This window comes from Streptomyces griseoluteus (assembly GCF_004784465.1).
GTDB classification, from domain to species: domain Bacteria; phylum Actinomycetota; class Actinomycetes; order Streptomycetales; family Streptomycetaceae; genus Streptomyces; species Streptomyces griseoluteus.
In genome coordinates this window covers 356,780-381,380 of sequence record NZ_SRRU01000003.1, presented here as the reverse complement: position 1 = coordinate 381,380, position 24,601 = coordinate 356,780, and the positions used below count along the sequence as shown (strand labels likewise).

Here is a 24,601-nt window from a genome sequence, read left to right as displayed (position 1 = left end):
ATGCCGAAAAGATCGAGAACTGCCCCGCCTCTGAGACATGTTGGGTCCCGCAACGGCGGTTTGCGATCGTCGGAGGGCGGCGCGAACATTTTTATAGGGCGACGGCGGGCCAAGCCTTGAGTGCTGGCCTCGTGGGAGGAGGGACGCGTCCTTCGTGCTGCGGCACTCCCATAGACGTCACTGTGAAGGCAGCGACACAGCGAACAGGACAGGACCCGCTCAGCCGGTGTCCAGGGGCGAGGGGTAGGACGCCCGCAGTCGGGTCGCCCGGCACCACACCGTGACCGGGCCGCCGGTCGCCGCCACGGGGCGGGGGCAGAGCGGAAGGAGTCTGCCCATGCGGATCGTCGTGGACCTGAATCGATGTCAGGGATACGCACAGTGCGTGTATCTGGCGCACGAGGTCTTCCGGTTGAACGGTCAGGAGGCGCTCACTTATGAGCCGAATCCTGATGACGAGCGGCGCCTGCAGGTCGAGCGCGCGGCTGCGGCGTGCCCGGTGCAGGCGATCGTGATCGACCGCTTGGACGGCGAGGAGGGGGACGAGACGGACCCGCCGCCGTACCGGCACAACCAGATCTTCCGCGGACCGCGACACGTTCTGGTCGACATCGACGGCATCCGCCGACTGACCCGGCGTGCGTGAAGGAACACAAGAGGACTACTGCCAGAACCTCGGCGGTCAGGGCCCGGGCCGGGGAGGTCGCCGCGACGGCGGAATGGCCGAGTACCTCATCGTCCCCGCCCCGCGATACCTGATTCCGCTGGACACCCTCGACCCCCGTCAGGCAACCCCGCCCAGCGACGCCGGACTGACCAGCCGTCACGCCGTCAAGAGGTCTCTGCACCTGCTGGAGCCAGGCATAGGGACCGTGGCCGAACGTGGCGTTCACCCCGAGGGGCGCGTTCAAGATCCACTGAGGCTTCCGTCGGTATCCGCTGCCGGCAGGCCGCCGGGCGGGAGCGGATACCCCTGCCCGGCGGCCGTGCGGTGGCGCGTGCCGTGTTCAGGCTGCGGCCGGGGTGTAGTGGGCGGCGTCGTCGCCCTCGATGACGTGGCTGAGAGTGCCGTCGACACCGGCGGGGACGTCGCCCGCGACGGTCACCCGGTGCAGCAGTCGCGGCAGGTCGCCGTAGTCGTCGGGGGCGTAGTGCTGGGTGGTGCGGTTGTCGAACAGGACGAGGTCGCTGGGCGTCCAGGCCACGCGCACGATGTTCTCGGGACGCGTGACGTACGACTGGAAGATGCGCAGCAGGTTACGGGAGTCGGACGGGCCGAGGCCCACGATGCTCTGGGCGAAGCCGCCGATGAACAGCCCCCGCTCCCCGGTCTCGGGGTGGACGCGGACGACCGGATGGGCGGTGCGGTACTTCCGGGAGACGAACCGCCTGCGGTGCTCGGCCGCCTTCTCGCTCTTCGGGGCGGCGTAGTCGTAGTCGTTGGCGTGCACCGCCCACAGCTTGTCCGCCAGCTCCCGTAGCGGCTCGGGCAGATCCCGGTACGCTGCGGCCGAGTTGGCGATGAGCGTGTTGCCGCCATAGGGCGGGACCGCCATGGCGATCAGCCCCCCGTGGGGGATGGTGCCGCCGGAAACGCCTCGGCGATCCGCCTGTACGAGTTCATCGGTTTGACCTTGCGACGCCGCTCGCCCATCCGGCTCGTGCGCAGCCCGGGAATATCGCGCGAAGCCGGGGCGTTGTGACTGAGACGAGCTGTGCGAGGCGCCGACGCGCATGACCCTGAGGACGGTGGTGGCAGACGTGACGCACATTTTCCACGCCGTCCACCTCCACTCCCGGCCCCACATAGACCTCCAGCGCGTGGCCGGCGCCCTCTGTTGTTCCTGACCCGTTCCTTCACCGCCGTTGTCCTGTCCGAGGGGCCGGCGTTCTCGTCACGGACTTCCAGGAAGGCACCCACTCGTGTCCTCGACACTTCCTTCTTCTCTGCACCTTGCCGTTGCCCTGGACGGCACCGGCTGGCATCCCGCCTCCTGGCGCGAGCCGGTGGCCCGCCCGCGCGATCTGTTCACTGCCGGATACTGGGCCGATCAGGTGACCGAGGCCGAACGCGGTCTGCTCGACTTCGTGACCGTGGAGGACGGCCTCGGCCCGCAGTCCTCCCACTTCCTGGACCCGGACGAGCGCACCGACCAGGTGCGCGGCCGCCTCGACGCCGTCCTCATCGCCTCCCGCGTCGCCCCGCTGACCCGGCACATAGGCCTGGTCCCGACGGTGGTCTCCACCCACACGGAGCCGTTTCACATCTCCAAGGCCATCGCCACCCTCGACTACGTCAGCTCCGGCCGCGCAGGCCTGCGCGTGCAGATCACCGCCCGCCCGAACGAGGCCGCCCACTTCGGCCGCCGCACCATCCCGCGCATCGAAGCCTACGACCACCCGAACGCCCGGGAGTTGGTCGCCGACCTCTTCGACGAAGCCGCCGACTACGTGGAGGTGGTGCGCCGCCTCTGGGACAGCTGGGAAGACGACGCCGAGATCCGGGACGCCGCCACCGGCCGCTTCATCGACCGGGACAAGCTCCACTACATCGACTTCCAGGGCAGGCACTTCAGCGTCAGGGGCCCCTCCATCACGCCCCGCCCTCCGCAGGGCCAGCCGATCGTCAGCGCCCTCGCCCATGACACCGTCCCGTACCGGCTCGTGGCCCGCGCCGCCGACATCGGTTACGTCACCCCGCACGACGCCGGCGAGGCCCGCGCGATCGTCGCCAGGATCCGCGCCGAGCAGGACGCGGCGGGGCGAGCCGCCGAACCCCTCCATGTCTTCGGTGACCTGGTGGTCTTCCTCGACGACGACCCGGCCGCCGCGACCGCCCGCCGGGAACGGCTCGACGCGCTCGCGGGACAGCCGTACACCAGTGACGCCCGCATCTTCACCGGCACGCCCTCTGAACTGGCCGATCTGCTCCAGGAGTTGCACAGCGCCGGGCTGACCGGTTTCCGGCTGCGCCCCGCCGTCGCCGGCCACGACCTCCCCGCGATCACCCGGGGGCTGGTCCCCGAACTGCAGCGCCGCGGCGCCTTCCGCCGCGCCTACGAGGCAGACACGCTGCGCGGCCTGCTGGGCCTGAGCCGCCCCGCCAACCGCTACGCCGCAGCTGCCACCGCCTGAGCCGGAGGGACGACCACGACCATGAGCAAGCCGCTGAAGCAGATCCATCTGGCCGCCCACTTCCCCGGCGTCAACAACACCACCGTGTGGAGCGACCCGCGGTCCGGCAGCCACATCGAGTTCAGCTCCTTCGTGCACTTTGCGCAGACCGCCGAACGCGCCAAGTTCGACTTCCTGTTCCTCGCCGAGGGGCTCAGGCTCCGCGAACAGGGCGGACAGATCTACGACCTGGACGTCGTCGGGCGCCCCGACACCTTCACAGTCCTGGCCGCACTCGCCGCCGTCACCCAGCACCTCGGTCTGACCGGCACCATCAACTCCACCTTCAACGAGCCCTACGAGGTCGCCCGCCAGTTCGCCAGTCTCGACCATCTCTCCGGCGGGCGCTCGGCCTGGAACGTGGTCACCTCCTGGGACGCCTTCACCGGCGAGAACTTCCGCCGCGGTGGCTTCCTGCCGCAGGAGGAGCGCTACTCCCGCGCCAAGGAGTTCCTGGCCACGGCGAACGAACTCTTCGACTCCTGGCATGGCGACGAGATCCTCGCCGACCAGGAGACCGGCACCTTCCTGCGGGACGCCAAGGCCGGCGCCTTCGTCCACACCGGGCAGCACTTCGACATCCACGGGCAGTTCAACGTGCCGCGCTCCCCGCAGGGCCGTCCGGTGATCTTCCAGGCCGGCGACTCCGAGGAGGGCCGCGAGTTCGCCGCCTCCGAAGCCGACGCGATCTTCAGCCGGCACGCCACCCTCGAAGCGGGCCAGGCCTTCTACACCGACGTCAAGAAGCGCCTCGCCAAGTACGGCCGCCGCCACGACCAGCTGCTGATCCTGCCCGCCGCCACCTTCGCCCTCGCCGACACCGACGCCGAGGCGGAGGAGCTGGCCAAGCTGGTGCGCCGCCAGCAGGTCAGCGGCGCCACCGCCCTCAAGCACCTGGAGTTCGTCTGGAACCGGGACCTGTCCTCCTACGACCCGGACGGACCGCTCCCCGACGTCGACCCCGACGTCGGCGACGACCACATCTCCAAAGGCCGAGCTCAGGTCCGCATGTACCGCGACCCGCTGGCCACCGCCCGCGAGTGGCGCGAGCTCGCCGCCGCGAACAACTGGTCGATCCGCGACCTGGTCATCGAGACAGGCAACCGGCAGAGCTTCATCGGTTCGGCGGAGACGATCGCCCGCACCATCAACGAGTTCGTGCAGGCCGACGCGAGTGACGGCTTCATCCTCGTCCCGCACATCACCCCGACCGGCCTCGACGAGTTCGCCGACAAGGTCGTCCCGCTCCTGCAGGAACAGGGCGTGTTCCGCACGGAGTACGAGGGCCCGACCCTGCGCGACCACCTCGGCCTGGCCCTCCCGCACTCTCGGCCTCGCTCGAGCGGGAGGACCCCCACCGACGACGTCACCCGTGACTAACGCGCAGCGTCGTGAAGTACCCCGCCATCACCCTGATGGTGCACCGGCCGGATCCGATCAGCGGGATGCACAAGCCTTGTCTGCGCGAGCAGCTCGGCGGACTCGCGGAGCTGCGTCCGGCTGAGGCCAGCCGTTCCGAGCACCACCTGCCGAGCCGACGGGGACAGCGCGACGTCTGATTCAGGAAGTGGCGCGATATGCACGGGCGTTGCGCACGAACAGCTCGTGCAGATCGCGGACGGCTCGCGGGACGGAACCGGAGTGCCGGCGCTGCAGGATCAGCAGCACGTCGGCTGTGTCCCCGGCGAGCGGTCGTACGGTGATCGTGCCCCGCCGTTCCAGGGGATCGCCGATGACACTGAAGTCGGGCAGCACGGTGGCTCCCAGTCCCTCGGCGACCATCAGCTTGCCCATCTCCGCGCCGTCGGTGGAGTACGAGAAGGACGGCGTACGGCCGCCCAGCAGACGGTGGACAAAGCGATGCATGACATAGCCGGACCGCATCACGACCAGCGGCTCGGCCAGGAGGTCGTCCACGTCCACCGCGTCCAGGGCCGAGAGTGGACTGTCCGGGCGCACGCACACCACCGGCCGGCCCCGCAGTAGTTCGGTGGTCTCGAAGCCGGGTGGCATGTCGTCGCCTCCGAGGTAGTTCACCAGCCCCAGGTCGAACGCGCCCTCCAGCAGCCCGCGATGGATCTCGGACTGCTGTGCGCCGGCCAACTCGACCTGGGTGGCCGGCACGCCGACGTCTACCTCACCTGGGGCGAGCCGCCCGCCCAGGTCGCTGAGAAGATCGCGTGGATCCGGGCGCTGGCCGAGAAGGAGGGCCGGAGCATCCGCTTCGGTATCCGGCTGCACGTCATCACCCGCGACACCGCCGAGCAGGCCTGGGCCGAGGCGAACCGGCTGCTGGACGGCTTCGACCCGGAGGCCGTGACATCGGTGCAGGCCGGGCTCGCCCGCAGCGAGTCCGAGGGCCAGCGGCGCATGCTCGCCCTGCACGGCGGCGGCAGTCGCGAGCGCCTCGAGATCCACCCCAACCTGTGGGCCGGCATCGGCCTGGTGCGCGGCGGCGCAGGCACCGCCCTGGTCGGCAGTCACGACGAGGTCGCCGAGCGGATCAAGGAGTACCACCCCCTGGGGATCGAGGAGTTCATCTTCTCCGGCTACCCGCACCTGGAGGAGGCGTACTGGTTCGGCGAGGGCGTCCTGCCGAGGCTCCAGGCCCAAGGGCTGTGGCAGCACCCCTTCGGCAAGCGGGCTGCCTCCTCGGCGCAGATCCCCTTCGCGGGCGCCGCAAGCCCACGATGAATCCGTGAATGCCGACGACGCCGAGGCGGTCCCCGCAGGCCACCCGCCGCGTCGTCGTCAGCCGGCGCACAGAACTTCCCCAGTGTGCTTTCGCGTGCCGTCACAGTGCCCGGGCCGCATAGGCCCTGACGTCCGCGTCCGGGTCCGTCGTCGCCGTGGCCAGGGCCACTCGTGCGTCCTCGGTGGCACGGTGCCGGGTCAGTGCCGTCACGGCGGCCTTGCGGACGTCGGCGTTCGGGTCGGCGAGGGACTTGGCGAGGGCAGGTATGGCGAGGCCGGGAGCCGCCAGGGACAGGGCGGTGGTGGCGCCGGCCCGCACCTGCCAGGCCGGGTCCGACAGGGCTGCCTCCGCGCGGGCGACCAGGGGCGCCGGGCAGCCGGTCGTGCCCAGTGCTTCGTAGGCGGCCGCACGCACCAGGGCGTCGGGATCGTCGATGAGCTCGGCGAGGGCCGAAAGGACCATGTCGGGTCCGGGGCCGGCCGACGTGGTGCCGTCGGGCTGTCCCGCGGTCACGGTGGCCAGGGCCTTGGCGATGGTGACGCGGACCTCGCGGGAGGGGTCGGCGGTCGCCGCGCGGGCCAGCTCCCCGGCGGCGTCGACCGACACGAGTGCTCGCACGGCCGCGATGCGAACGGCGATGTCGGAGTCCGACAGGGAGGCCGTGAACAGCCCGGTGTCACCGAGGCGCAGGACGTGCAGAGCATCCAGTGCGGCGGCACGGACGACGGGGTCGGCCTCGGACAGGGCGGCCGCGAGGCCGTCGCGCAGGGCCGGTTCGGGGGCGAGCGTCTCGATCAGTTCGCGCAGTGAGGCGGCTGCGGTGGCGCGGACGCCGGCGTCGGTGTCGGCGAGCGCCGCTGCCAGTGCGGGGCCGGTGCCCGGCGGCACCGTCTCCGTCAGGACCGTGACGGCCGTTCGGCGGACGGTGGGCTCCGGGTCGGTCAGATAGGGGGTCAGTGCGGAGAGCGGGGGCTCGTCCTCCGCGAGCGAGAGCAGTTCGAGCAGGCGCGGTGTGACCGGCGCGTCCGCGTCGGTACCGGGGCGGCCGACCGTACCGGCCCCGGTGGGCTCCTGCCGCATCGCCACCGGTGCCGCTTCCCGGGCCCCCGCGATCGCCACCCGTTCCGGGTGGACCTCGCCGAGATGACGGGAGGCTCCGCCGACCGGCCCGAACTCGTCGACCGGGACGAGATAGGGAGCCACGGGACGTGCCGTGAACTCCATCGCCCCCGCGGGGGACTTACGCAGATCGAGGTGGTGGAACCAGGACGCGTCGTCACGACGCGGATGGTCGAGACGGTCGTGGTAGAGGCCCCAGCGGGACTCGGTGCGGGCCAGGGAGGCCCGGGCGGCCATCTCCGCGCAGTCACGGATGAAGCTCACCTCCGCGCAGCGCATCAGCTCGTGCGGAGTGCGGGCGCCCATCGCGGCGATGTCGGCGCGCATCCGCTCGAACGCCTCCAGGGCCAGCGACAGCCGGGCGCCGGACTTCGGCGGAGCCACGTAGTCGTTCACGAGGCGCCGCAGCTTGTACTCGACCTGAGGCTGCGGCGGGCCGTCGGGGTTGCGCAGCGGGCGGTAGATCAGCTCGTGCGCCTCCTGGAGCTGGTCAAGGGGCAACTCCCCTTCGTAGGGCGTGTACTGGGACGCGTCCGCCCCCGCCAGGTCCCCGAAGACGAACGCGCCGATCATGTAGTTGTGCGGGACACTGGCCAGGTCCCCGGCGGCGTACAGACGGGGGACGGTCGTTCGGGCGTGGTCGTCGACCCGTACGCCCGAGGCCGAGTGGCCGCCGCACAGGCCGATCTCGGAGATGTGCATCTCGACGTCGTGGGTGCGGTAATCGTGACCGCGGCCGGCGTGGAAGGTGCCGCGCGTCGGGCGTTCCGTCGAGTGCAGGATCGACTCCAGGGCCGAGATCGACTCCTCCGGCAGATGGCTCAGCTTCAGGTAGACCGGACCCCGGTCGCTCGCCACCTCGGCCGCGAACTCGGCCATCATCTGGCCCGACCAGTAGTCGGAGTCGACGAAGCGTTCGCCGTGCCGGTTGACCTGGTAGCCGCCGAAGGGGTTGGCGACGTACGCGCAGGCGGGACCGTTGTAGTCCTTGATCAGGGGGTTGATCTGGAAGCATTCGATGCCGGTCAGTTCGGCACCTGCGTGGTAGGCCATCGCGTAGCCGTCACCCGCGTTGGTCGGGTTCTCGGACGTGCCGTACAGGTAGCCGGAGGCGGGCAGGCCAAGCCGTCCGCAAGCGCCGGTCGCGAGGATCACGGCGCCGGCGCGTACGGTGACGAAGGTGCCCGTGCGGGTGTGGAGGCCGACCGCGCCCACAGCCCGGCCCGCCGCGGTGAGCACGCGTACCGGCATCACCCGGTTCTCGATCCGGATCCGCTCGCGCATCTCGCGTCGGCGCAGCTGCCGGTACAGGACCTTCTTGACGTCCTTGCCCTCGGGCATCGGCAGCACGTAGGAGCCGGAGCGGTGGACCCGGCGGACCGCGTACTCGCCGTGCTCGTCCTTCTCGAACTTCACCCCGTACGACTCCAGCCGTTGCACCATGGCGAAGCCGCGGGTGGCGGTCTGGCGGACGGTGGACTGGTCGACGATGCCGTCGTTGGCGCGGGTGATCTCGGCGACGTAGTCGTCGGGCTCGGCACGGCCCGGGATGACCGCGTTGTTGACGCCGTCCATGCCCATGGCGAGCGGCCGGAGTGGCGGACGTGCGCCTTCTCCAGCAGCAGGACGTCCGCACCGTGCTCTGCTGCGGTCAGGGCGGCCATGGTACCGGCGGTGCCGCCGCCGATGACGAGGACGTCGCAGGTCACTTCCTCGGCGTCGGTGGGGGCCGGGATCTGCAAGAGGGTGTCCACCAGGGTGCCTTTCAAGAACCGAGTGACGTGAGGATGTCGTGCCGCAGGGCGATACGCGCCGGATCGTCGTGGGCGGCGCGCTCGCGCGGGCGCGGTACGTCCCGTACGGCGATGAGACGGCCGGCGCCGAGCAGGGCCACGCGGTCACCGAGGAACAGGGCCTCCTCCACGTCGTGAGTGACGAAGACGACGGTGGCGCCCGTGCCGTGCAGCACCTCGACCAACAGGTCCTGCATGCCGGCGCGGGTCTGGGCGTCGAGGGCGCCGAACGGTTCGTCCATCAGGACGGCACGGGGCGCTCCCGCGAGGGCCCGGGCCAGTTGGATGCGCTGGCGTTGCCCGCCGGAGACGCGGTGCGGCAGTTGCCGGGACTGTTCGGTCAGCCCGACGCGGGTGAGCCAGGTATCGGCCTGGGTACGGCGTGCGGAGCGGGACAACCCCTTGATGGCGAGGGGGAGTTCGACGTTCGCGCGCAGGGTGCGCCAGGGCAGGAGGGCGTCCTCCTGGAAGATCAGCGCACGGTCGGCGGAAGGCCCGGTCAGCGGGCCCCCGTCCTGGCTTGCCTCTCCGGCCAGGGGCGACAGCAGCCCGGCCAGCGAGCGCAGCAGCGTCGACTTGCCGCAGCCGGAGGGGCCGACGACGGTGAGGATCTCACCGGGGGCCACGTGGAGGTCCACCTCGCCGAGCACGGGCGCGCCGGGCCGTCCGAGGGTGGCGCCACGCAGGGCCAGCCCCGCACCGATGTCAGCGGGGGAACGCACGTCAGACGAGCTGGTCATGGGGCAGGTTCTCCTTGGTACCGGGTCCGGCCGGCATGAGGGCGGTGGCGCCGCGCACCCGTCGCGGGGGCCGTCCGCCGGGGACGTACGACGTACGCGGCAGCCAGTGGGTCAGGCGGCGGCCCAGCAGCTCGACGGCCGTGGAGGTGAGCCAGCCGAGCACGCCGATCGTGACCATGCCGACGAACACGCCGGGGTAGTCGACGACTGTATAGTCCTGCCAAGTGCGGTAGCCGACCCCGTACTGGCCGGAGATTATCTCGGCGGAGATCACGCAGATCCACGAGACGCCGATGCCGACCGACAGGCCGCCGAAGATGCCGGGCAGCGCGCCCGGCAGGACGACCGAGCCGAGGATCCGCCATCGGCCGCCGCCCATGGTGCGCACCGCCTCCTCCCACACGGGGGTCAGCGCGCGCACCGCGTGCCGGGTGGAGACCAGGACGGGGAAGTAGGCGGCGGTGCAGGTGATGAAGATGATGCCCTGTTCGTTGGAGGGGAACAGGAGGATCGCCACGGGGACCAGGGCGATGGCCGGGATGGGGCGGAGGACTTCCAGCAGCGGGCCGAGCAGGTCCTCGGCGAGCCGTGAACGGGCCACGAGCACGCCCGTTGCCACACCGAGGACGGCGGCCAGCAGGAAGCCGGTGAGGATCCGGGTGAGGCTGTCGGTCAGATCGGTCCAGTAGTCGGGACCGGACAGCCGGTCGGCGAAGGCGCGGGCCACGTCGGTGACCGTGGGGAACTGCGAGAAGCGCAGCCAGACGTCGGCGTTCAGGCTGGTCAGCATCTGCCAGAGGCCGAGGCCGACGGCCAGGGACAGCCCGCGCAGCGCGTACCGGGTCACGACGCCCGCTCCAGCGCCTCGGCATAGGTGACGACGCTCGCGCCGCCGTGACCGTCGACGTAGGCCCGTGCGGTCGCCGGTGCGACGAAGGGCAGCAGCTTCTCGCCGTCGGCCACCCACACCGCCTTGTCCGCGAACCACGGGGTGCCGGTGGTGGCGTCGGGGACGTAGGCGGCGCGGATGGCGTCGCGGTGGGCGGACACGTAACTCAGCAGCTCGCCGGACGACTTGAAGGTCCGCGTCTGCCTCGATCCCTCCGGCCACACTTCGCTGGCGGGGGCCGGGGGCGTGGCGGCGAGCCGCTCGGCGTACGTCGCTCCCAGGGCCTTCTTCAGGTACTGGTCGTCGACGAAGGAGTCCACGTCCACGTCGCCGGTCAGCTGCGCGGACTTCAGGATCGTCACGTCCCGCTTCAGGGCGGAGACGAGCGGTGGCTTGAGGGCCGGGTCGAAGGTGGCGATGCCGTGGGCGCCGTTGTAGAGGTAGACGACCTCGGCGGGCAGGCCGGTCGCCCTGGCGACCTTCTCGGCGGCGGTGACGGGATGGTCGTTGAGGTAGTCGGTGGCCTGTGCCTGGGCCTTGAGGAACGCCTCCAGTACGGTCGGCCGCTCCTTCGCGAAGTCCTCGCGGGCGGTGACGCCGTGGAAGGTGGGCAGGTTCAGCTGCGCCCCGTCGTACAAGGCCTTCGCCTTGCCTTGGCGGGCGAGCAGGCCCGGCCAGGCGACGAACTGCGACAGCGCGTCCGCGCTGCCCGCGGCGAGGGCCGAAGCGCCCACAGCGGGCTGCTGGTTGAGCTTCTCGACGCCCTTGCCGGGATCGATGCCGGCGCGTTGCAGGGCCCGTACGAGGGTGCCGTCGGCGGCGGAGCCGACGCTCGTGGAGACCTTCTTGCCCTTCAGGTCCTTCAGGGAGGTGAGCCCCGAGTCGGGCGCCGTGACGATGGTGTTCAGGCCGCCGCGCAGGTTGTAGCCGGTGACCGCGACCAGATGGGTGGGGCGACCGAGTTGCTTGCCGCGGGCGGCGTTGATGAGCAGCGGGAAGTCGCCCATCGACCCGATGTCGATCTTTCCGGCGGTCATCTGGGCGGTGATGGGGGCACCGGTGGCATAGTCCTGCCAGGCGACCTTGTAGGTGCGGCCGTCGCCGAGCGAGTTCAGCTGCTTCTCGAAGTAGCCGAGCGAGCGGAGCAGGGTGCCGGCCGTGACCGTGTTGATGGTCTTGGACTGGTAGCCGACGGTGATGGTGACCGTGGAGCCGCCGCCGGCCTCGGCGTCACCGCCGCAGGCGCTGAGCGGGAGCAGAAGGACGACCGTGGATACCGCGACTGCAGTGCGTTTCATGGTGGCGGGGCCTTTCACCGGAGCAGGTAAGGCATGTTGACCGTGACGGCTCCGGTGGGACAGCGGGCCGCGCACGGGCCGCAGTACCAGCACTCGTCGACGTGCATGTACGCCTTCCCGCTGCTGACGTCGATGGCGAGGGAGTCCAGCCGGCGGCGAGGGTGGACTCGTGAGGGAGGGCGCCGGAGGGGAAGCGGTCGGCGAGGATCTGGTGGCGGAGGAGGTCGGCGAGCTGGCGTGCCCGGTCCGCGCGCAGCCGGCGTCGCGCGCGGTGGGCGGCGACAGTGGTCGCGCCCTGGCCGACGTGGTCTCGGATGCGGTCGGTCGGAGGCATGGCCGGAACCATAGCCATCCGGTAGGGATAGTGGTGTTGCGGAACTGTTGCGCCACCTGAGACATCGCCGGGTACGCCGCTGACTTGGGCTTTCGGCGGACAGGAGGGGAGATCTGCCATGCCCCCCCGCCGCTGGGAGTGGCATGCCGGCAGCAGGAAGGGCCTATACGCGTCCGGTCCGCTGCGCCAGGCGGCCGCGCAGGCGGGTCAGGCGCTCGATCTCGGCGTCGATGGCCGCCAGCCGGTCGGTGACCGGTTCGACGTGGCACCTGACGGTCGACTTTTCCGGAACCAGGCCGGCAACCACGTGGACGCTGCCGCCTACGGCATCACATGGGCGCGGGACCGGGAATACGCCCTGACCCGGACTGAGCGCGCTTCTCGCCTGACCAAGCGGCCTTACGATCTCCGTCACGCCGGGATCTCGTTCTGGCTCCACTCCGGAGTGGACCCGGTCCATGAACGAGTGCCAGCGCGTCAGTCAAGGTGACGTACCCGAGGGACGAACCGGCGCCTGACCGGTGAAAACCCAGGCCAGGCGCCTTTTCGCAGGCGTCTAGAAGAAGCCCAGCTTCTTCGGCGAGTAGCTGACCAGCAGATTCTTCGTCTCCTGGTGGTACAGCGGCACCACATCGCTGACCAGTACAAAGAGTGCCCGTCGAGACTGGGGCGGGGCCGCGGGTCCGGGAATGGTCCGGGTCATGATCGATGCCGTCCCTCGGATCAGTGGGCGGGCTGTTGCCTGAGGGCTTGCGGCGCGCGTCGCCTGCGGGGCGCCGGACTTCTGCATCGGTGGAAGAAGCCGCGAATGCCCAGCCCGCCGGCATCCGCCGCACGAGGGCACTCCCCGGTGCGAAATACTCGCCTGATGAGTTCACGCAATTCCTCGATCAGCCGGTCGATCACGATACGGCGGGCCGTCGCGCGGGATGCCAAACGGCTCACGCGGCTCGTGCGTGGTTCAAGCGCCTACGAGGGGAAGTACGCATCCGCGGTCGCGGGCTACCGGGTCGGTCCTGATTACATCGAGGCACACCGCGTCTTCGTGGCCGTCGGCGCCGACGAGCAGGGAAGCCGGGTCCTCGGGTTCTACTCGCTCGTCCTCACTCCACCGGAGCTCGACCTGCTGTTCGTCGCCGACGAAGCGCAAGGACGCGGTATTGGACGACTGCTCGTCACGCACATGCGGTCCGAGGCCCGTGCCGCCGGGCCCGACCGTGTCAAGGTCGTGTCGCATCCGCCCGCCGCGGACTTCTACCCCCGCGTCGGTGCGGTGCGGACCGGAACCGCCTTCGCGAACCCGCCCGCCGTGCCCTGGGACCGTCCCGAATTCGAGTTTCGGATTCCTTAGTGGATCAAGCCGCGGCCAGCTCGACGAGGTGCCCGGCCGTTCCAGCAGGATCGATGATCTGATGGAGGTGTTCGCCGGGCGGACGTGCGACCAGCGTCACGGGGCTGTCGGCCGGGACATGCTGGAGGTCGTCGCGTACAGCGCTGACGACGCGGGGCCGGAAGGGCGGGGTGTCGGCGCCAATGTGCGGCAGGGATGGCACCGGGTCAGTGGGTGTTACGGCCGTGAGACCGTCCGACAAGTGAGGCCGCCCGACGGACGACGGTCCATCCCGGAGGCCGCCATCTGGTGGGCACGGCGCCCGGTCGATGACGGGGAACCCGTACCCGCAGCCTCGGGGACTGATCCGGCAGAGCACGGGAGTGGGCAGGGTGACGGCTTCGCCATCGAGCCCGACGGGGAGGACCGGGGCGTCGGTGTGGACGACGACGTCGTCAGGTGTCGCGAGACGGGTCAGACCATGTTGTATCTGCCCGCTTCGCAGCCTGGCGGTCGTCTCGGCGGGTGTCTCCGCCCTGGTCGGGCCAGGAACTCCAGGAGGATCCTCACCATCGTGCCGATCTTGTCCTCCCGGTCGGCAGGATCCTGCACCAGGGCGGCATACGATCCGAACGACACGTTGTTGCGGAACGCCCGATCGCCCGCGTATCCGAGGTCCACGCACAGTTCGGCGCCATCCGCGGGGGGGTCCAGCGCGGCCGAAGGGTTCTCACGGTCCAAGCCGAGATCTGGCACGTACCGACAGGCCGCATGAATCGGCCCGGCGCATATCACCCGGCGACAGCAGGACCGTAGCGATCACGCCGGCGGCTGAGGGCGCCGTCTCCCACCAAGCCGACGGTCCTGCGATTGCGCCGGCGGCCACCGCCACGTGCTTTGCGGCCCTACCCGGTCGGGATGTTCAGGTGCCGACCAGTGGTCTGGGTGCTCTCCTCACCCTGATGCCCGCTTCAACCGCGGAGTACAGCGGACTACAGGTGAGAGCCGGCGGCGGCCCTCTTCAGCGCCGGCCGAGAGAGGCGGCCAACGCCCAGGACGTGGTCGGCGGCCCGGCGACGGGTGCTGGCGCCGCCCTCTCGTTTCCCATGACTGGGGCTGGGCACCCGGCGCCTATGGCATCGCGTCCGGTTCCGGTGCGAACCATCCTTGCCACCATCGGGCTGCTGCTCGCCACCTACGTCGTACTCGAGCTGGTGGTTCACGCTCGCCGGGTCTTGATCTGGGCGGTCATCGCGTTGTTCTTGGCCGTCTCCCTCCACCCGGCCGTCGAGGTGCTGCAGCGACGGGTGCCGCGGTGCCGACGGTCGGTGGCCACCTTGCTGGTCTTCTTCGCTGCTGCCGCAGCCGTCGGCGCGGTGATCGCCCTGCTCGTCATCCCCTTGGTTCAGGAGGGAAGCCGGTTCGCCGATCGTCTGCCCGCGATGATCGGGGACATCCGAGCCGGCCGCGGGCCGGTCGGTAACCTGCTGGAGCGGATGCACGTTCTGCAGTATGTCCAGCGGCATCCAACGCAGATCGGCGCGTTGGCCACAGGACTGAGCACGCCCGCGTTGAAGTTCGTCCGCGGTGCCGTGGGTACCGCGACCGGCGCTCTCACGATTTTTGTCCTGGCTTATCTGATGGTCCTGGAGGGTCCCAAGGCCATCGATCGGGCTCTGGCCCTCGTGGACGAGGCGCCCGCGGCCCGCATACGCCGCGTGGGAGCCGCTTGCGCCCGTACCGTCAACGGTTACCTGACCGGAAACCTACTGATCAGCTTCATATGCGGGCTCCTGACCTACGTCATGCTGCTGGTTTCCGGAGTCCCGTTCGCCGGCCTCCTGGCCCTCTTCGTCGCCCTGACCGACCTCATCCCCCTGGTGGGCGCCACCATAGGGGCTGTCGTCGCCTCGTCAGTGGCGTTCGTCCACTCCCTGCCGGCCGGTATCGGAGCCATCGTCTTCTTCATCGTCTACCAGCAGGCCGAGAACCACCTCCTGCAACCGGTCATCCTGTCCCGGACGGTGAAGCTCAATCCCCTTACCGTGCTGCTGGCCGTCCTGATCGCCGCCGAAGTAGCCGGTATCCTCGGTGCCCTGCTGGCGATCCCCGTCACCGGCATCATCCAGGTCGTCCTCGGTGACATCTGGGCTCACCGCGACGGTCGGCCGCTGAGGCTGCCGATGCGGGCAGACAAGGGTCCCGAGAACGCCGACGGCTCCGGCGACCCTGAATGACCGTCCATGGAATTCGGCCGCCACGCCACAAGCACAGCGAGTCATCGTGAGCCTCCCCTGTTCCACCTTCCATGCCCGTCCGCGCCCCCAGCACTGACCGATCGAGCCGGATCGAATCGGATGTGGCCGGCGACGACTTTGCACAGTTGACGCCGCCGTCATGGCGCTCTCGGCGTATGCCGCGTGCACGCACACTGGCCGGGGCGATCCCGGACGGGCCACGGCCGGATCACGCAGGCCCTGGGTCCCCCCGCGCTGGTGCGGTAGCTCGTGTTCCCGGAGCCGCCGGTGGCGGCCGAGACCAGCGCAGTCGCACCACGCCGACGGCGCCGGCAGCGACGGTGGGCAGTGCGATCAGGGCGTACGGCAAGGTGAGGCCGCGCAGGACGTTCATGCGGCGGGGGCCTCGGATCGAGCCGCGACCGTCACCCGGAAGCCCCGTCGAGGATCCGGCGCGCCCTGTGCTCGACGAGGATCGGAATGAAGTCACGTACCGGCCCGTCCCCGAACACGGCACAGGCACCCGCCACGACCGCCTGGATGTCGCCAGGGCTGTGCGTTTCGCCGTAGGCGGCCTTCAGTTGCTCGTAGACGCCCCGAATGGCCTCGTCCTCGCGGGGGTCGGTCGCCACGGCTCCCGCTCGCGTCACCTGGTGGTCCTGTGTGGTTCAGGTCATTGTCGCGGTCCGGCATCGTGACGCGGCGGAAATCGCACGTAGCGGGCGGTGCGTCCACGAGCGGACACACCGCCTGACGCGCCTGCAGCGCGATGCTGACCAGGCTCATCAGGAGGTCGCCGTCGCAGTCGAGGTGCACGGTCACCCACCGCGAACCGGGCTTCAGTCGAACAGCCGTCGTCGCCTTGAGGTCCTCCGAGAAACGCTGGATGACACGCGCCGTGAGGTGCAGGTCCACGTCGCGGCCCGCACCTGGTCCGGATCTTGATGAGTGGTACGTGGTGCTAGCGAGTGGGCCGCAGTACCACATGGCACAGGTTGTAGAGACCGTCTGCAGGCGTCCAGGTAAGTCCAAGGTGACCGTGTAAGGCCAGCTCAGAGCGTTTTGATCTGAAGGCGTCGACTCAGTTGGTGATCGGCTTGTGATAGCGGCGTTCGACGAGAAGCTCCGCAGGTGCGGTCCGGCAGGGCTCTTGAGCGGGTGGGTTTGTGCGTCTGTCTTGGGTGTCCTTTCACTTGGGGCTCCTCCTCTCCGAGTACGGAGGCGGGGACGCGGTGACAGCAAGCCTCCAGGGTCGAGCCACAGCTTGCGGCCCAAGAACTGTGCGCGGTCGACTGCGGCGCACACTGTCCGCTACTGCAAAGTTCACGCTCGGTGTCCCGGCTCTGGCTGTCCTTTCGAGGGCGCGCGGATGGCTGACCGTGCACGCGACCATCCAGCCACCATCGGACGCGGGAGCGTGAGAGTCGCCGGTGGCTCGGGGAGCAGCCTGGTCCATGGCTGGTGCGGTCTACGGGGGCGTGGGGAGGGGTGCTCGGAAATTCGTGCGCGACCTGTTCATAGCCGGTCGGGCCTGTCAACATCTCACTGACAGGTGACGTTGGGGGGCTTGCGTGGTGTCGGTGCAAAGCAATGATCAGCGGTTGTTGGAACGAATCCTGGAGGACCAGCATCGCAAGCTGGCGCCGGACAAGAATCGGGATGACTTCTTCACGTTCTTCGCCGCGGACAAGGCTCTGCAGGACTGGGACCTGGACAACGACGAGATCACGGACGGCATCGTCGACGGCGCGCATGATTGCGGCATCGACGGCATCTGGACGTTCGTGGACGAGCGCTACATCACCGCTGATGCTCACCAGTTTCTCCCGTCGCGTGCCGGCAAGATCGAGTTGGTCATCTTGCAGGCGAAGAACTCCTCGGGATACCAGGAGTCGGTGATCGAGAAGCTGCACTTCCATCTACCCGCTCTGTTGGACATGGGCCGGGACGAGGAAGACCTGGTCGCCCACACCAACGCCAAGCTGCTCGAACGCACGCGCCGCTTCCTGCATATCCTCGAAGAACTGGCATCGTCCTTCCCGCAAGTTCGCATCAAGGTCATCTATGCGAACAAGTCGGCGGAGACACCGCACCCCAACGTCAAGGCCAAGGGCGACAGGCTCAGACGCCAGCTGGCGAAGATCACTTCCGACACCCGGGCCGACCTTGAATACCTTAGCGCCGCTGACCTGCGCGAGCGGACTGCCCGCGGAGCCAAAGCTGTCGCACAGCTAGTGTTCACCGAAACACCCATGAGCACATCGCTCGGCGAGGGATATGTCTGTCTGGCGCGGCTGGACGAGTACTACCGCTTCATCACGTCCGATAACGAAGCGTTGCGCTTGGAGCTGTTCGAGTCCAACGTGCGCGACTACGCAGGGTCTACGGCCGTGAACAACGCCATCGGCGAAACTCTGAAGTCCGGGACCGGCGAGGACTTCTGGTGGTTCAACAACGGTGTCACCGTCGTCGCGGACGCTGCCCAGATCGCCGGCAAGAGGATCGTGGTCAAAGAGCCTCAGATCGTCAACGGGCTCCAGACCAGCCACGAGATATACAGCTACATTCAGAACGGTGGTCAGCACCGCGACCGGTCCCTCCTCGTCAAGATCGTTGTCGCGCCTGAATCCGGCACGGCTCGCGACCGCATCATCCGAGCGACCAACAGCCAGACCCAGCTGCCCGCCGGCGCACTGCGAGCCACCGAGTCCATTCAGAAAGACATCGAAGAGAGCCTCGGCCAGGCGGGCGGCTACTACTACGAGCGCCGAGCCAGCTACTACCGCAACCTCGGGTTTCCCCTCGATCGGGTCGTCAGCATGGCCAGGCTTGCCCGAGAGTTCACCGCCTTCGCTCTGCGCGAGCCACATACCGCGCTGCGACACTCTGACGCGCTACTACTCGACGACCAGCACTACGCGCAGATCTTCTCCCCTCGGTATGATCTGGACATCTACCCCTTGTGCCTCGATGTGCACACCAGGCTGCGCGCGTTTCTCACCCGGTATGCCGAAGACCGGCCCTTGCTGGGTGACTCGCTGGAGAACTGGCTCTACCCGCTGGCAGCCATGTCCGCCTACACACTCACTCGGCTGCGGCAGCCTTCGCCGCGAGACCTGCTCAACATCGAACCCGGGCACCTCAGTGACGACTTGATGTTCCGCATGACAGGCACTCTGGAACAGAGCTTCAAAAGCGTCCTCCGCCGCAACAAGGCCGGCGGCGTAGACCGGATCGCCCGTACCCCCGACTTCACCACCAAGATTCGCCAAGCCGTCGTGTCCCAGAGCCGTTATCACATCGAAGGCTGAGCGCTACCCAGGAAATGCTGCCGGGCATGTCCACGGCCGATGATGGGGTCGGCTGGCGTGGCCCGGCCCAGTGCCATTTCGCGGCGGCGATAAGCGCGGACGGCGCACGGCCCAAGGGCCGAAGCCGTCGCTGCCTGGACTCGAAGAAGTCCAGCCCAAGGGCCGACGACGCAACATCGCGGACGCAAGAGCCGGAGCCCTCAGCCTGCATCGGTTCGGTACATCAGGATCCGCTCTGGAAACTGCCCCGACGTCGGCCGACACCGTCGCGTCCGGTCCGGCGTCCTGACGCTGTCGTCGGCCGGTGCGGCCTGCGATGTCCCTGCCGTCCGGGCGACGTTGACGACCCCGGCCAGGGGTGGGACCGGCGTCGTGTCAGGACTCCTGCCGTCACCGGTGCGGTAGGTCGCGGCAGGAGTGTTCCTGCCTGGCCGACAGATCGTCATGCCCGATCCCCAGCACCCGGACAGGGAGAAAATATTCGCCGTCGTGTTAGGACTTGCGGGCCCATGGGCAAGGCTGCGGAGGAAGTGGCCCGGACGTACTGCGGATTCCGGTCTTGGCCGTTCAGCCCAGGTCAGGCAGACCGAGTACGGAGCGGCAGCGGACGTCGTTGCGCCGCAGACGGTCCAGGACCTCGCTCACTCGTGCCGAGGGGAGCAGTTCGGTGCCGAAGGTGGCGCCGTGCTCGGCGCGGAGCCCAACATGGTGGGGGTCGCGAGCCTGCCGCTGCCTGCGGAGTTGAGCTTCTTCGTCCCATGAGCAGGTCGGTGGTCCTCGCAGTGACAGGTCCCAGTGCCCGGGATGGCCGAGCGTCCCAGCTGGGTGAAGGCCCTGGCCGGGCCCAGGGCGCTTATGGTGTCGGCGCCGGGAGCATACGGAGTGATCCTTTGACAGGGGAGGCGTTTGTTGCAGCATGTCAGCTGCTGTGGTGATTGCTGCTGTTGTGGTAAGTATGACGATCGAAGGGGAGTCGTCGCGCGATACGGTCGGGGTGTCCGCTCCCGGGTGACACTGGGGCGTTGACGGCCCCGGGGCCGACGGTACCTGCGCCGGCCGCTTGGCCGGGCCCCCCGAACACCCATTGCGCTGTGCGCGCGGCGTCGGCGGAGCATTGCAGGGCTGGGGGGATGATGAGCGACATGAGACTGTGGGACGACAATCCCACAGGCGTGGACCTGCTGGGCTTCGCATCCATCGTCGACACGGTGGTGGCCACGCTCGAGATCCCGTATCTGGACCCGGTGACGATCGGGATCGCTGCGCCCTGGGGCGGCGGGAAGTCGACGGTGCTGCGGCTTTTGCACAAGGAGCTGGACGGGCGAGACGGTTACCGGGTGATCCGTCTCGATCCCTGGGAGTTCGACGACCAGTTCGATGTGCGCGGTGGCGTGATCGGTGAAGTCCTGCAGGATCTTCTGTCGGCCTACGGGGCGCAGGAGGGCCTGCCGAAGAAGATCAATGGGCTTCTTGAGCGTGTGAGCTGGTCACGTGTTGCGGTCAGTATGGCGAGGGGGTCGCTGGTCGCTCAGTCCGAGGGCTTGGTCGAGGCCCTCACGCCGCGTTCGAAGAGCGATGCCAGGAGCCTGGCGGGCTTCCGGGAGGAGTTCGCCGGCCTGCTCAGAGACTTGACGCAGATGAAACGTCTGGTCGTGCTGGTCGACGATCTGGACCGCTGCTTGCCCGACGCGGTGATGGCCACGCTGGAGGCCATCAAGCTGTTCCTGTCCGTCGAGAAGGTCGCGTTCGTCCTGGCGGCGGACCAGGACATGGTGCGCGAGTCGATCGCGGCCAGTCTGGACGCCACGGGCCGGGGGGAGCGGTTCGCCCACCGCTATCTGGAGAAGATCGTCCAGGTGCCCCTGTCGCTGCCGCGGATCGGCGCTGACGAGGCAGCCACCTTCATCGCTCTGCTGCTTTCGGCCCACCAGTGCTCGCCGGAGCACTACACACGGCTGGTCGAGCACGCCCAGCAGCGGCGGGCCGCTGGGCAGTCGCCGGTTCTGTCGGATCTACAGAGTCTTCCGTGGCAGCCCGACGGGGCCTCGCTCGCTCTGGCCAGTCGGCTGGCCACCGGTCTGTCGGCCGACCGGTCCGGAAGCCCGCGGAGCATCAAACGCTTTCTCAACGCGTTCGCCCTGCGGACCCGGATCGCCGAGAGCCAGGGCATCAGCATCGACCCCTCGGTGATCGTCAAGCTCATGCTGCTGGAGGATAGCCCCGGCAAGGACTTCGAGACCCTCGTCAAACTCCAGGACGTCCCGCGCAGTGAACTCCTTGAGCATTGGCAGGCATGGGGGAAGGGGGAACGTGACGACAGGCCGGACCAGGTCAGTGAGGCTAGCAGGCACTGGGCCGCTTCCGAACCCGACCTCACCACGGCCCCGATCGGCCCCTACCTCAGCCTGGCCGCCTCTCTCGTGAGCCTCACCGCGGCTGCGTCCCTCACCCAGGAGCAGGTCACCTGGGTCTCCCACCTCGCCGGTCAGGCCGAGCCGCACCGGCGCAGCGCGCAGCAGGAGGTGACCGCACGCCCGGTCACGGAGCAGCAGGCCGTCGTCGAGGCCCTGTTGGAGCGCGGCCGCCGGGAACAGGAGAGTGAGCCGCTCGTGGAGTCCCTCCTGTACATCGCGAAGGCCACCGAGGACCTACGCCGCCGCATCGCCGACGGCCTGTGGGATATGCGCCACAACCTCACCCCCGGCTCCGCCCTGGACATCGCCGACAGTGACAGCGAGGAACTGCGCGACCTGGCGGCACGCCTGGCAGACGCCACCGACATTGACCCGATGGTGCAGGAAGCAGCCAAGGTGGAACAGGAGGGCCGCTGATGGGGACATCAGGCTCTTACGGAGGCAGCGGCTCCGCGGAGTGGAGCGCGGCCCATGACGCTTTCGACGCCCTGCCCGGCATAGGAACGGGACCTGCGGACACTCTGGATCTGCCGGACGGCCAGCAGTTCCTTGACGACGTCGTGCAGGCGCTGGCCACCGCGCTGAGCAAGGACGACGCGGACCACGGCACGGTGCCGGCCGGCGGCTATCCGCTTTCTGGCCTGATCGCCCCTGCCCGCGGCAGCGGCGGTGGCGGCGGGGGAGGAGGAGCCGGGGGCGCGGCCGGCCCGGGCCGTATCGGCGGCGGATCGCAGCGCCAAGTGCTCAAAGGCTCCTCCCGCGGTGCCGCAGCCCTCGCGGGAGCCTACGCACTGCGTAACGGTGATGCCGCGCAACTGCGTGAACTCGGCCTGGACTTCCTCGAGCTGAGCAGCTTGCCACGGCGCACCCAGATCTCCCGCATCCTGCAGGCCGTCCTCGGCGACGCCGGACACCCCGATGAGGCGGCCCTGCGCAGGGCCACCGTCAAGCACGTCAAAGAGGTCCTCCTCGCGGCCGAGCCGCCCACGCCGGAAGACAGCCTGCGCGGCCTCGTCGCCGAATGGATCTACGAACTCGGCCTGGTCGAGCTCCAGTCCCAAAAAGCCAGCGACAACCTCACCCCGGAAGAAGCCGTCCGCAAACAGGGCTGGCTGCGGTCCTGGCTGCAACGCCGAGTACGTCATATCTCCGTGCCCGACACCCGACGCATGACCGTCAAGGAATTCACCGCCACAGCAGCGAGAGTGACGAGGGAGGCACTGCGCATTCTGCGCGCAGGACGCTCATGACGACCGCCTACGAAGTACTGCCGCACGACGGACAGCAGCACGAGCCCTCCGCCACCGCCCTGCACTGGCCCCGCACCCGCGCCCACAGCCCCACGCCGACCGTCACCTGCACAGTCGGCTGGGACCTCGACCTCCTGGGCCCCGCACCGGCCGCGGCCGCCGACCTCGTCCGTATCGCTGCCTCCGCCTACCTCGCCGACCGCAGCGCCCGTCGCCCCACTACCTTCGCGCGCACCATCGACCTCACCGTCCACACCGTCGATCCCGACCCCTGGAACGCCTCGTCCGGCCGGCTCACCGAAGACTTGCTGTCCTGGCTCACCGGCGACGCCTGGCACCTGCACGCAGTACCCGCCGCTCCCGGCGGCCGCCGCCCGGCACCCGTGCCGGACGCCGACGACGTGATGCTCCTCAGCGGCGGACTCGACTCCTTGTGCGGCGCCGCGGACCACCTTGGTGACACGGCAGAGCGCATCCACCTCAGCCACTACGACGGCAGCACCGTCATCCGCCACGCCCAGCAGCAGACCACTGCCTGGCTCAACGGCCGTGGGCGGCAGCCGCTGCGCCACCTCAGCGTGAAGCTCTGCCAGACCCATTCCGCCGCGGAATCCTCCTCGCGCAGCCGCAGCCTGTTGTTCGCCGCCCTGGCCTCAGCGGTCGCCGCCGGCGCTTCGAGCCCGCAGGTGACCGTCCCCGAGAACGGCTTCACCAGCATCAACCCGCCCCTGACCGCAGCCCGGGGCGGCGCCCTGTCCACCCGCTCGACCCACCCGGGCACGTTCGCTCGCATCAACGAGCTCCTGGCCAACCTGGACATCCCCGTGACGGTGGCCAACCCCTACGCCTACCTCACCAAGGGACAGCTCCTCGCGCGAGCCTTGGACCGTGCGGGCCAGTCCCTGCTGCTGGCGGGGGCGAAAACTCTCTCGTGCAGCAAACTCGACGGCAACTGGTACTCCGGCGGGGACCCCACCCTCAACTGCGGCCTGTGCCTGGCCTGCCTGGTACGCAGGGGATCATTCACCGCGGGCCCCCACCGTGACGCCACCACCTACCTCGTTGATCACCTCACCGGCGCAGCACACCAGCTGCTGCTGGACCGCCGTCGTAAAGACGTCCACGACGTGCGGCAGGCCATCGCCCGCGGCATCGACGACACCGACATCCTCGCCGTCGGTGAACTCCCCCCCGACACAGACCTCGACGCCGTCGTGGACATGTGCCAACGAGGTCTGCAGGAGCTGAACCATGTCCCCCTTCCCTGACGAATTGCCACCGCTCGACTGCCACGCCCACATCGCACCCGATGTGACCCCCACGCAGATCGACGCCCTACAGGGAGCCGTCGTCTTCGCCGTCACCCGCACCCCGGCCGAAGCGCACCGCGCCTGCCGGCGCCGTGACGCCCGCCTGGTGTGGGGATCCGGCGTACACCCCGGCGTTTCCGAAGCACTCGATGCCTTCGACCTGCAGCAGTTCCGCGCTACCTTGCGGCACACCTGCCTCATCGGGGAAGTCGGCCTCGACCGCCGAGGCAACCTCGAGCGGCAACGCACCGTACTTGCCCAGATCCTCCATGCCGCACAGGACCAGGCCGTTCTGCTGTCACTGCACAGCACCGGACGCACCGGCCCCCTCCTCGACCTGCTGACGGACCAGCCGCACCCCGGAATGATCCTGCACTGGTTCCTCGGCAGCCCCACCGAGCGGCAACACGCCATCGCCTTGGGGGCCTACTTCTCTGTCAACGCCGCCATGCCCGACGACATCCTGACCTCCCTGCCCCTGACGCGCCTGCTGCCGGAGACCGACTTTCCGGCCAGCCGGCGCACCACCGGCGCATCCCGCCCCGGCCACATCGACCGGCTCGAACAACGGCTCGCCCAACTCCACGGCATGACACCAGAACACCTCAGACGACGCTTCTGGCAGAACCTGCGCGAACTGACCACCCGCACACACGTCCTGGACAGGCTTCCCGAACCCGTCGCGGACTGGGCTCTGGAAGCCTGAC

Annotated in this window: 20 protein-coding genes and 5 pseudogenes; 13 read left to right on the top strand and 12 right to left on the bottom strand. The window is 69.2% G+C overall.

What is annotated here, in order from left to right:
- Window positions 1–337 precede the first annotated feature (337 nt).
- Complete coding sequence (locus E5082_RS33695; protein WP_135791005.1) at window positions 338–646, top strand: ferredoxin; 309 nt, start codon at window positions 338–340, stop codon at window positions 644–646.
- A gap of 361 nt (window positions 647–1,007) precedes the next feature.
- Here the strand turns inward: E5082_RS33695 and E5082_RS10600 are convergent.
- Window positions 1,008–1,565: pseudogene (locus E5082_RS10600) on the bottom strand (TauD/TfdA dioxygenase family protein); the annotation flags it as partial.
- A gap of 169 nt (window positions 1,566–1,734) precedes the next feature.
- On the opposite strand from E5082_RS10600, the gene E5082_RS33690 reads away from it, so the two are divergent.
- The 4 genes from E5082_RS33690 to E5082_RS32340 all read left to right on the top strand — a co-directional run bounded on the left by E5082_RS33690 (window position 1,735) and on the right by E5082_RS32340 (window position 4,733).
- Window positions 1,735–1,848 carry a putative leader peptide gene (locus E5082_RS33690; protein WP_350882521.1) on the top strand — a complete coding sequence of 38 codons (114 nt, stop codon included), beginning with the start codon at window positions 1,735–1,737 and terminating at the stop codon, window positions 1,846–1,848.
- Between the two features lie 75 nt (window positions 1,849–1,923).
- Window positions 1,924–3,135, top strand: a complete 1,212-nt coding sequence (locus tag E5082_RS10590; RefSeq protein WP_135791004.1) for an LLM class flavin-dependent oxidoreductase — start codon at window positions 1,924–1,926, stop codon at window positions 3,133–3,135.
- A gap of 21 nt (window positions 3,136–3,156) precedes the next feature.
- Window positions 3,157–4,554, top strand: a complete 1,398-nt coding sequence (locus E5082_RS10585) for an NtaA/DmoA family FMN-dependent monooxygenase (RefSeq protein WP_135791003.1) — start codon at window positions 3,157–3,159, stop codon at window positions 4,552–4,554.
- 11 nt (window positions 4,555–4,565) lie between these two features.
- Window positions 4,566–4,733 (top strand): hypothetical protein, encoded by a 168-nt coding sequence (locus E5082_RS32340; protein WP_167514033.1) that lies wholly within the window; start codon window positions 4,566–4,568, stop codon window positions 4,731–4,733.
- A gap of 1 nt (window position 4,734) precedes the next feature.
- On the opposite strand, the pseudogene E5082_RS10580 reads toward E5082_RS32340, so the two are convergent.
- A pseudogene (locus E5082_RS10580) lies at window positions 4,735–5,295 on the bottom strand (substrate-binding domain-containing protein); the annotation flags it as partial.
- On the opposite strand from E5082_RS10580, the pseudogene E5082_RS10575 reads away from it, so the two are divergent.
- Window positions 5,293–5,868: pseudogene (locus tag E5082_RS10575) on the top strand (LLM class flavin-dependent oxidoreductase); the annotation flags it as partial. The pseudogenes E5082_RS10580 and E5082_RS10575 overlap by 3 nt on opposite strands.
- A 100-nt stretch (window positions 5,869–5,968) precedes the next feature.
- On the opposite strand, the gene E5082_RS10570 reads toward E5082_RS10575, so the two are convergent.
- From E5082_RS10570 to E5082_RS32335, 8 genes and pseudogenes are all read right to left on the bottom strand, one after another.
- Window positions 5,969–8,563 (bottom strand): fumarate reductase/succinate dehydrogenase flavoprotein subunit, encoded by a 2,595-nt coding sequence (locus E5082_RS10570; RefSeq protein WP_268255619.1) that lies wholly within the window; start codon window positions 8,561–8,563, stop codon window positions 5,969–5,971.
- A gap of 190 nt (window positions 8,564–8,753) precedes the next feature.
- A complete protein-coding gene (locus E5082_RS10565) occupies window positions 8,754–9,521 on the bottom strand; it encodes an ABC transporter ATP-binding protein (protein ID WP_135791002.1) in 768 nt (255 codons plus the stop codon).
- Window positions 9,505–10,311: an ABC transporter permease gene (locus E5082_RS10560; protein ID WP_229918803.1), complete on the bottom strand. Its 807-nt coding sequence runs from the start codon at window positions 10,309–10,311 to the stop codon at window positions 9,505–9,507. Before E5082_RS10560 ends, E5082_RS10565 begins: the two co-directional genes overlap by 17 nt.
- A gap of 53 nt (window positions 10,312–10,364) precedes the next feature.
- A complete protein-coding gene (locus E5082_RS10555) occupies window positions 10,365–11,708 on the bottom strand; it encodes an ABC transporter substrate-binding protein (protein WP_135791000.1) in 1,344 nt (447 codons plus the stop codon).
- A gap of 14 nt (window positions 11,709–11,722) precedes the next feature.
- Window positions 11,723–11,857 (bottom strand): annotated as a pseudogene (locus tag E5082_RS10550) (4Fe-4S binding protein); the annotation flags it as partial.
- Window positions 11,836–12,042: pseudogene (locus E5082_RS32875) on the bottom strand (GntR family transcriptional regulator); the annotation flags it as partial. The pseudogenes E5082_RS10550 and E5082_RS32875, both read right to left, overlap by 22 nt.
- Before the next feature lie 163 nt (window positions 12,043–12,205).
- Window positions 12,206–12,457, bottom strand: a complete 252-nt coding sequence (locus E5082_RS32655; protein WP_190045239.1) for a hypothetical protein — start codon at window positions 12,455–12,457, stop codon at window positions 12,206–12,208.
- A 141-nt stretch (window positions 12,458–12,598) separates the two neighbouring features.
- Entirely contained in the window at window positions 12,599–12,745 is a 147-nt protein-coding gene (locus E5082_RS32335; protein WP_167514032.1) for a hypothetical protein, read from the bottom strand.
- Window positions 12,746–12,910: 165 nt separating this feature from the next.
- Here E5082_RS32335 and E5082_RS10530 point away from each other — a divergent pair, with 165 nt between their 5' ends.
- The gene (locus tag E5082_RS10530) at window positions 12,911–13,393 is read left to right on the top strand and encodes a GNAT family N-acetyltransferase (RefSeq protein ID WP_167514031.1); all 483 of its coding nucleotides are present in this window, start codon (window positions 12,911–12,913) and stop codon (window positions 13,391–13,393) included.
- Window positions 13,394–13,397: 4 nt separating this feature from the next.
- On the opposite strand, the gene E5082_RS32870 is transcribed toward E5082_RS10530, so the two are convergent.
- Window positions 13,398–13,595 carry a hypothetical protein gene (locus tag E5082_RS32870; RefSeq protein ID WP_229918791.1) on the bottom strand — a complete coding sequence of 66 codons (198 nt, stop codon included), beginning with the start codon at window positions 13,593–13,595 and terminating at the stop codon, window positions 13,398–13,400.
- A gap of 910 nt (window positions 13,596–14,505) precedes the next feature.
- On the opposite strand from E5082_RS32870, the gene E5082_RS10515 reads away from it, so the two are divergent.
- The gene (locus tag E5082_RS10515; protein ID WP_135790999.1) at window positions 14,506–15,609 is read left to right on the top strand and encodes an AI-2E family transporter; all 1,104 of its coding nucleotides are present in this window, start codon (window positions 14,506–14,508) and stop codon (window positions 15,607–15,609) included.
- Between the two features lie 425 nt (window positions 15,610–16,034).
- On the opposite strand, the gene E5082_RS32865 is transcribed toward E5082_RS10515, so the two are convergent.
- Window positions 16,035–16,241: a three-helix bundle dimerization domain-containing protein gene (locus E5082_RS32865; RefSeq protein WP_229918807.1), complete on the bottom strand. Its 207-nt coding sequence runs from the start codon at window positions 16,239–16,241 to the stop codon at window positions 16,035–16,037.
- 939 nt (window positions 16,242–17,180) lie between these two features.
- On the opposite strand from E5082_RS32865, the gene E5082_RS10505 reads away from it, so the two are divergent.
- The 5 genes from E5082_RS10505 (at window position 17,181) to E5082_RS10485 (ending at window position 24,600) form a co-directional block, all read left to right on the top strand.
- Window positions 17,181–18,920, top strand: a complete 1,740-nt coding sequence (locus E5082_RS10505; protein WP_135790998.1) for an AIPR family protein — start codon at window positions 17,181–17,183, stop codon at window positions 18,918–18,920.
- Between the two features lie 1,142 nt (window positions 18,921–20,062).
- Complete coding sequence (locus E5082_RS10500; RefSeq protein WP_167514029.1) at window positions 20,063–21,751, top strand: KAP family P-loop NTPase fold protein; 1,689 nt, start codon at window positions 20,063–20,065, stop codon at window positions 21,749–21,751.
- Complete coding sequence (locus tag E5082_RS10495; protein ID WP_135790996.1) at window positions 21,751–22,584, top strand: hypothetical protein; 834 nt, start codon at window positions 21,751–21,753, stop codon at window positions 22,582–22,584. The genes E5082_RS10500 and E5082_RS10495 overlap by 1 nt, the downstream gene beginning before the upstream one ends.
- A complete protein-coding gene (locus tag E5082_RS10490; RefSeq protein ID WP_135790995.1) occupies window positions 22,581–23,852 on the top strand; it encodes an adenine nucleotide alpha hydrolase family protein in 1,272 nt (423 codons plus the stop codon). Before E5082_RS10495 ends, E5082_RS10490 begins: the two co-directional genes overlap by 4 nt.
- Window positions 23,836–24,600 carry a TatD family hydrolase gene (locus tag E5082_RS10485; RefSeq protein WP_135790994.1) on the top strand — a complete coding sequence of 255 codons (765 nt, stop codon included), beginning with the start codon at window positions 23,836–23,838 and terminating at the stop codon, window positions 24,598–24,600. Before E5082_RS10490 ends, E5082_RS10485 begins: the two co-directional genes overlap by 17 nt.
- The last annotated feature ends 1 nt before the right edge of the window (window position 24,601 follow it).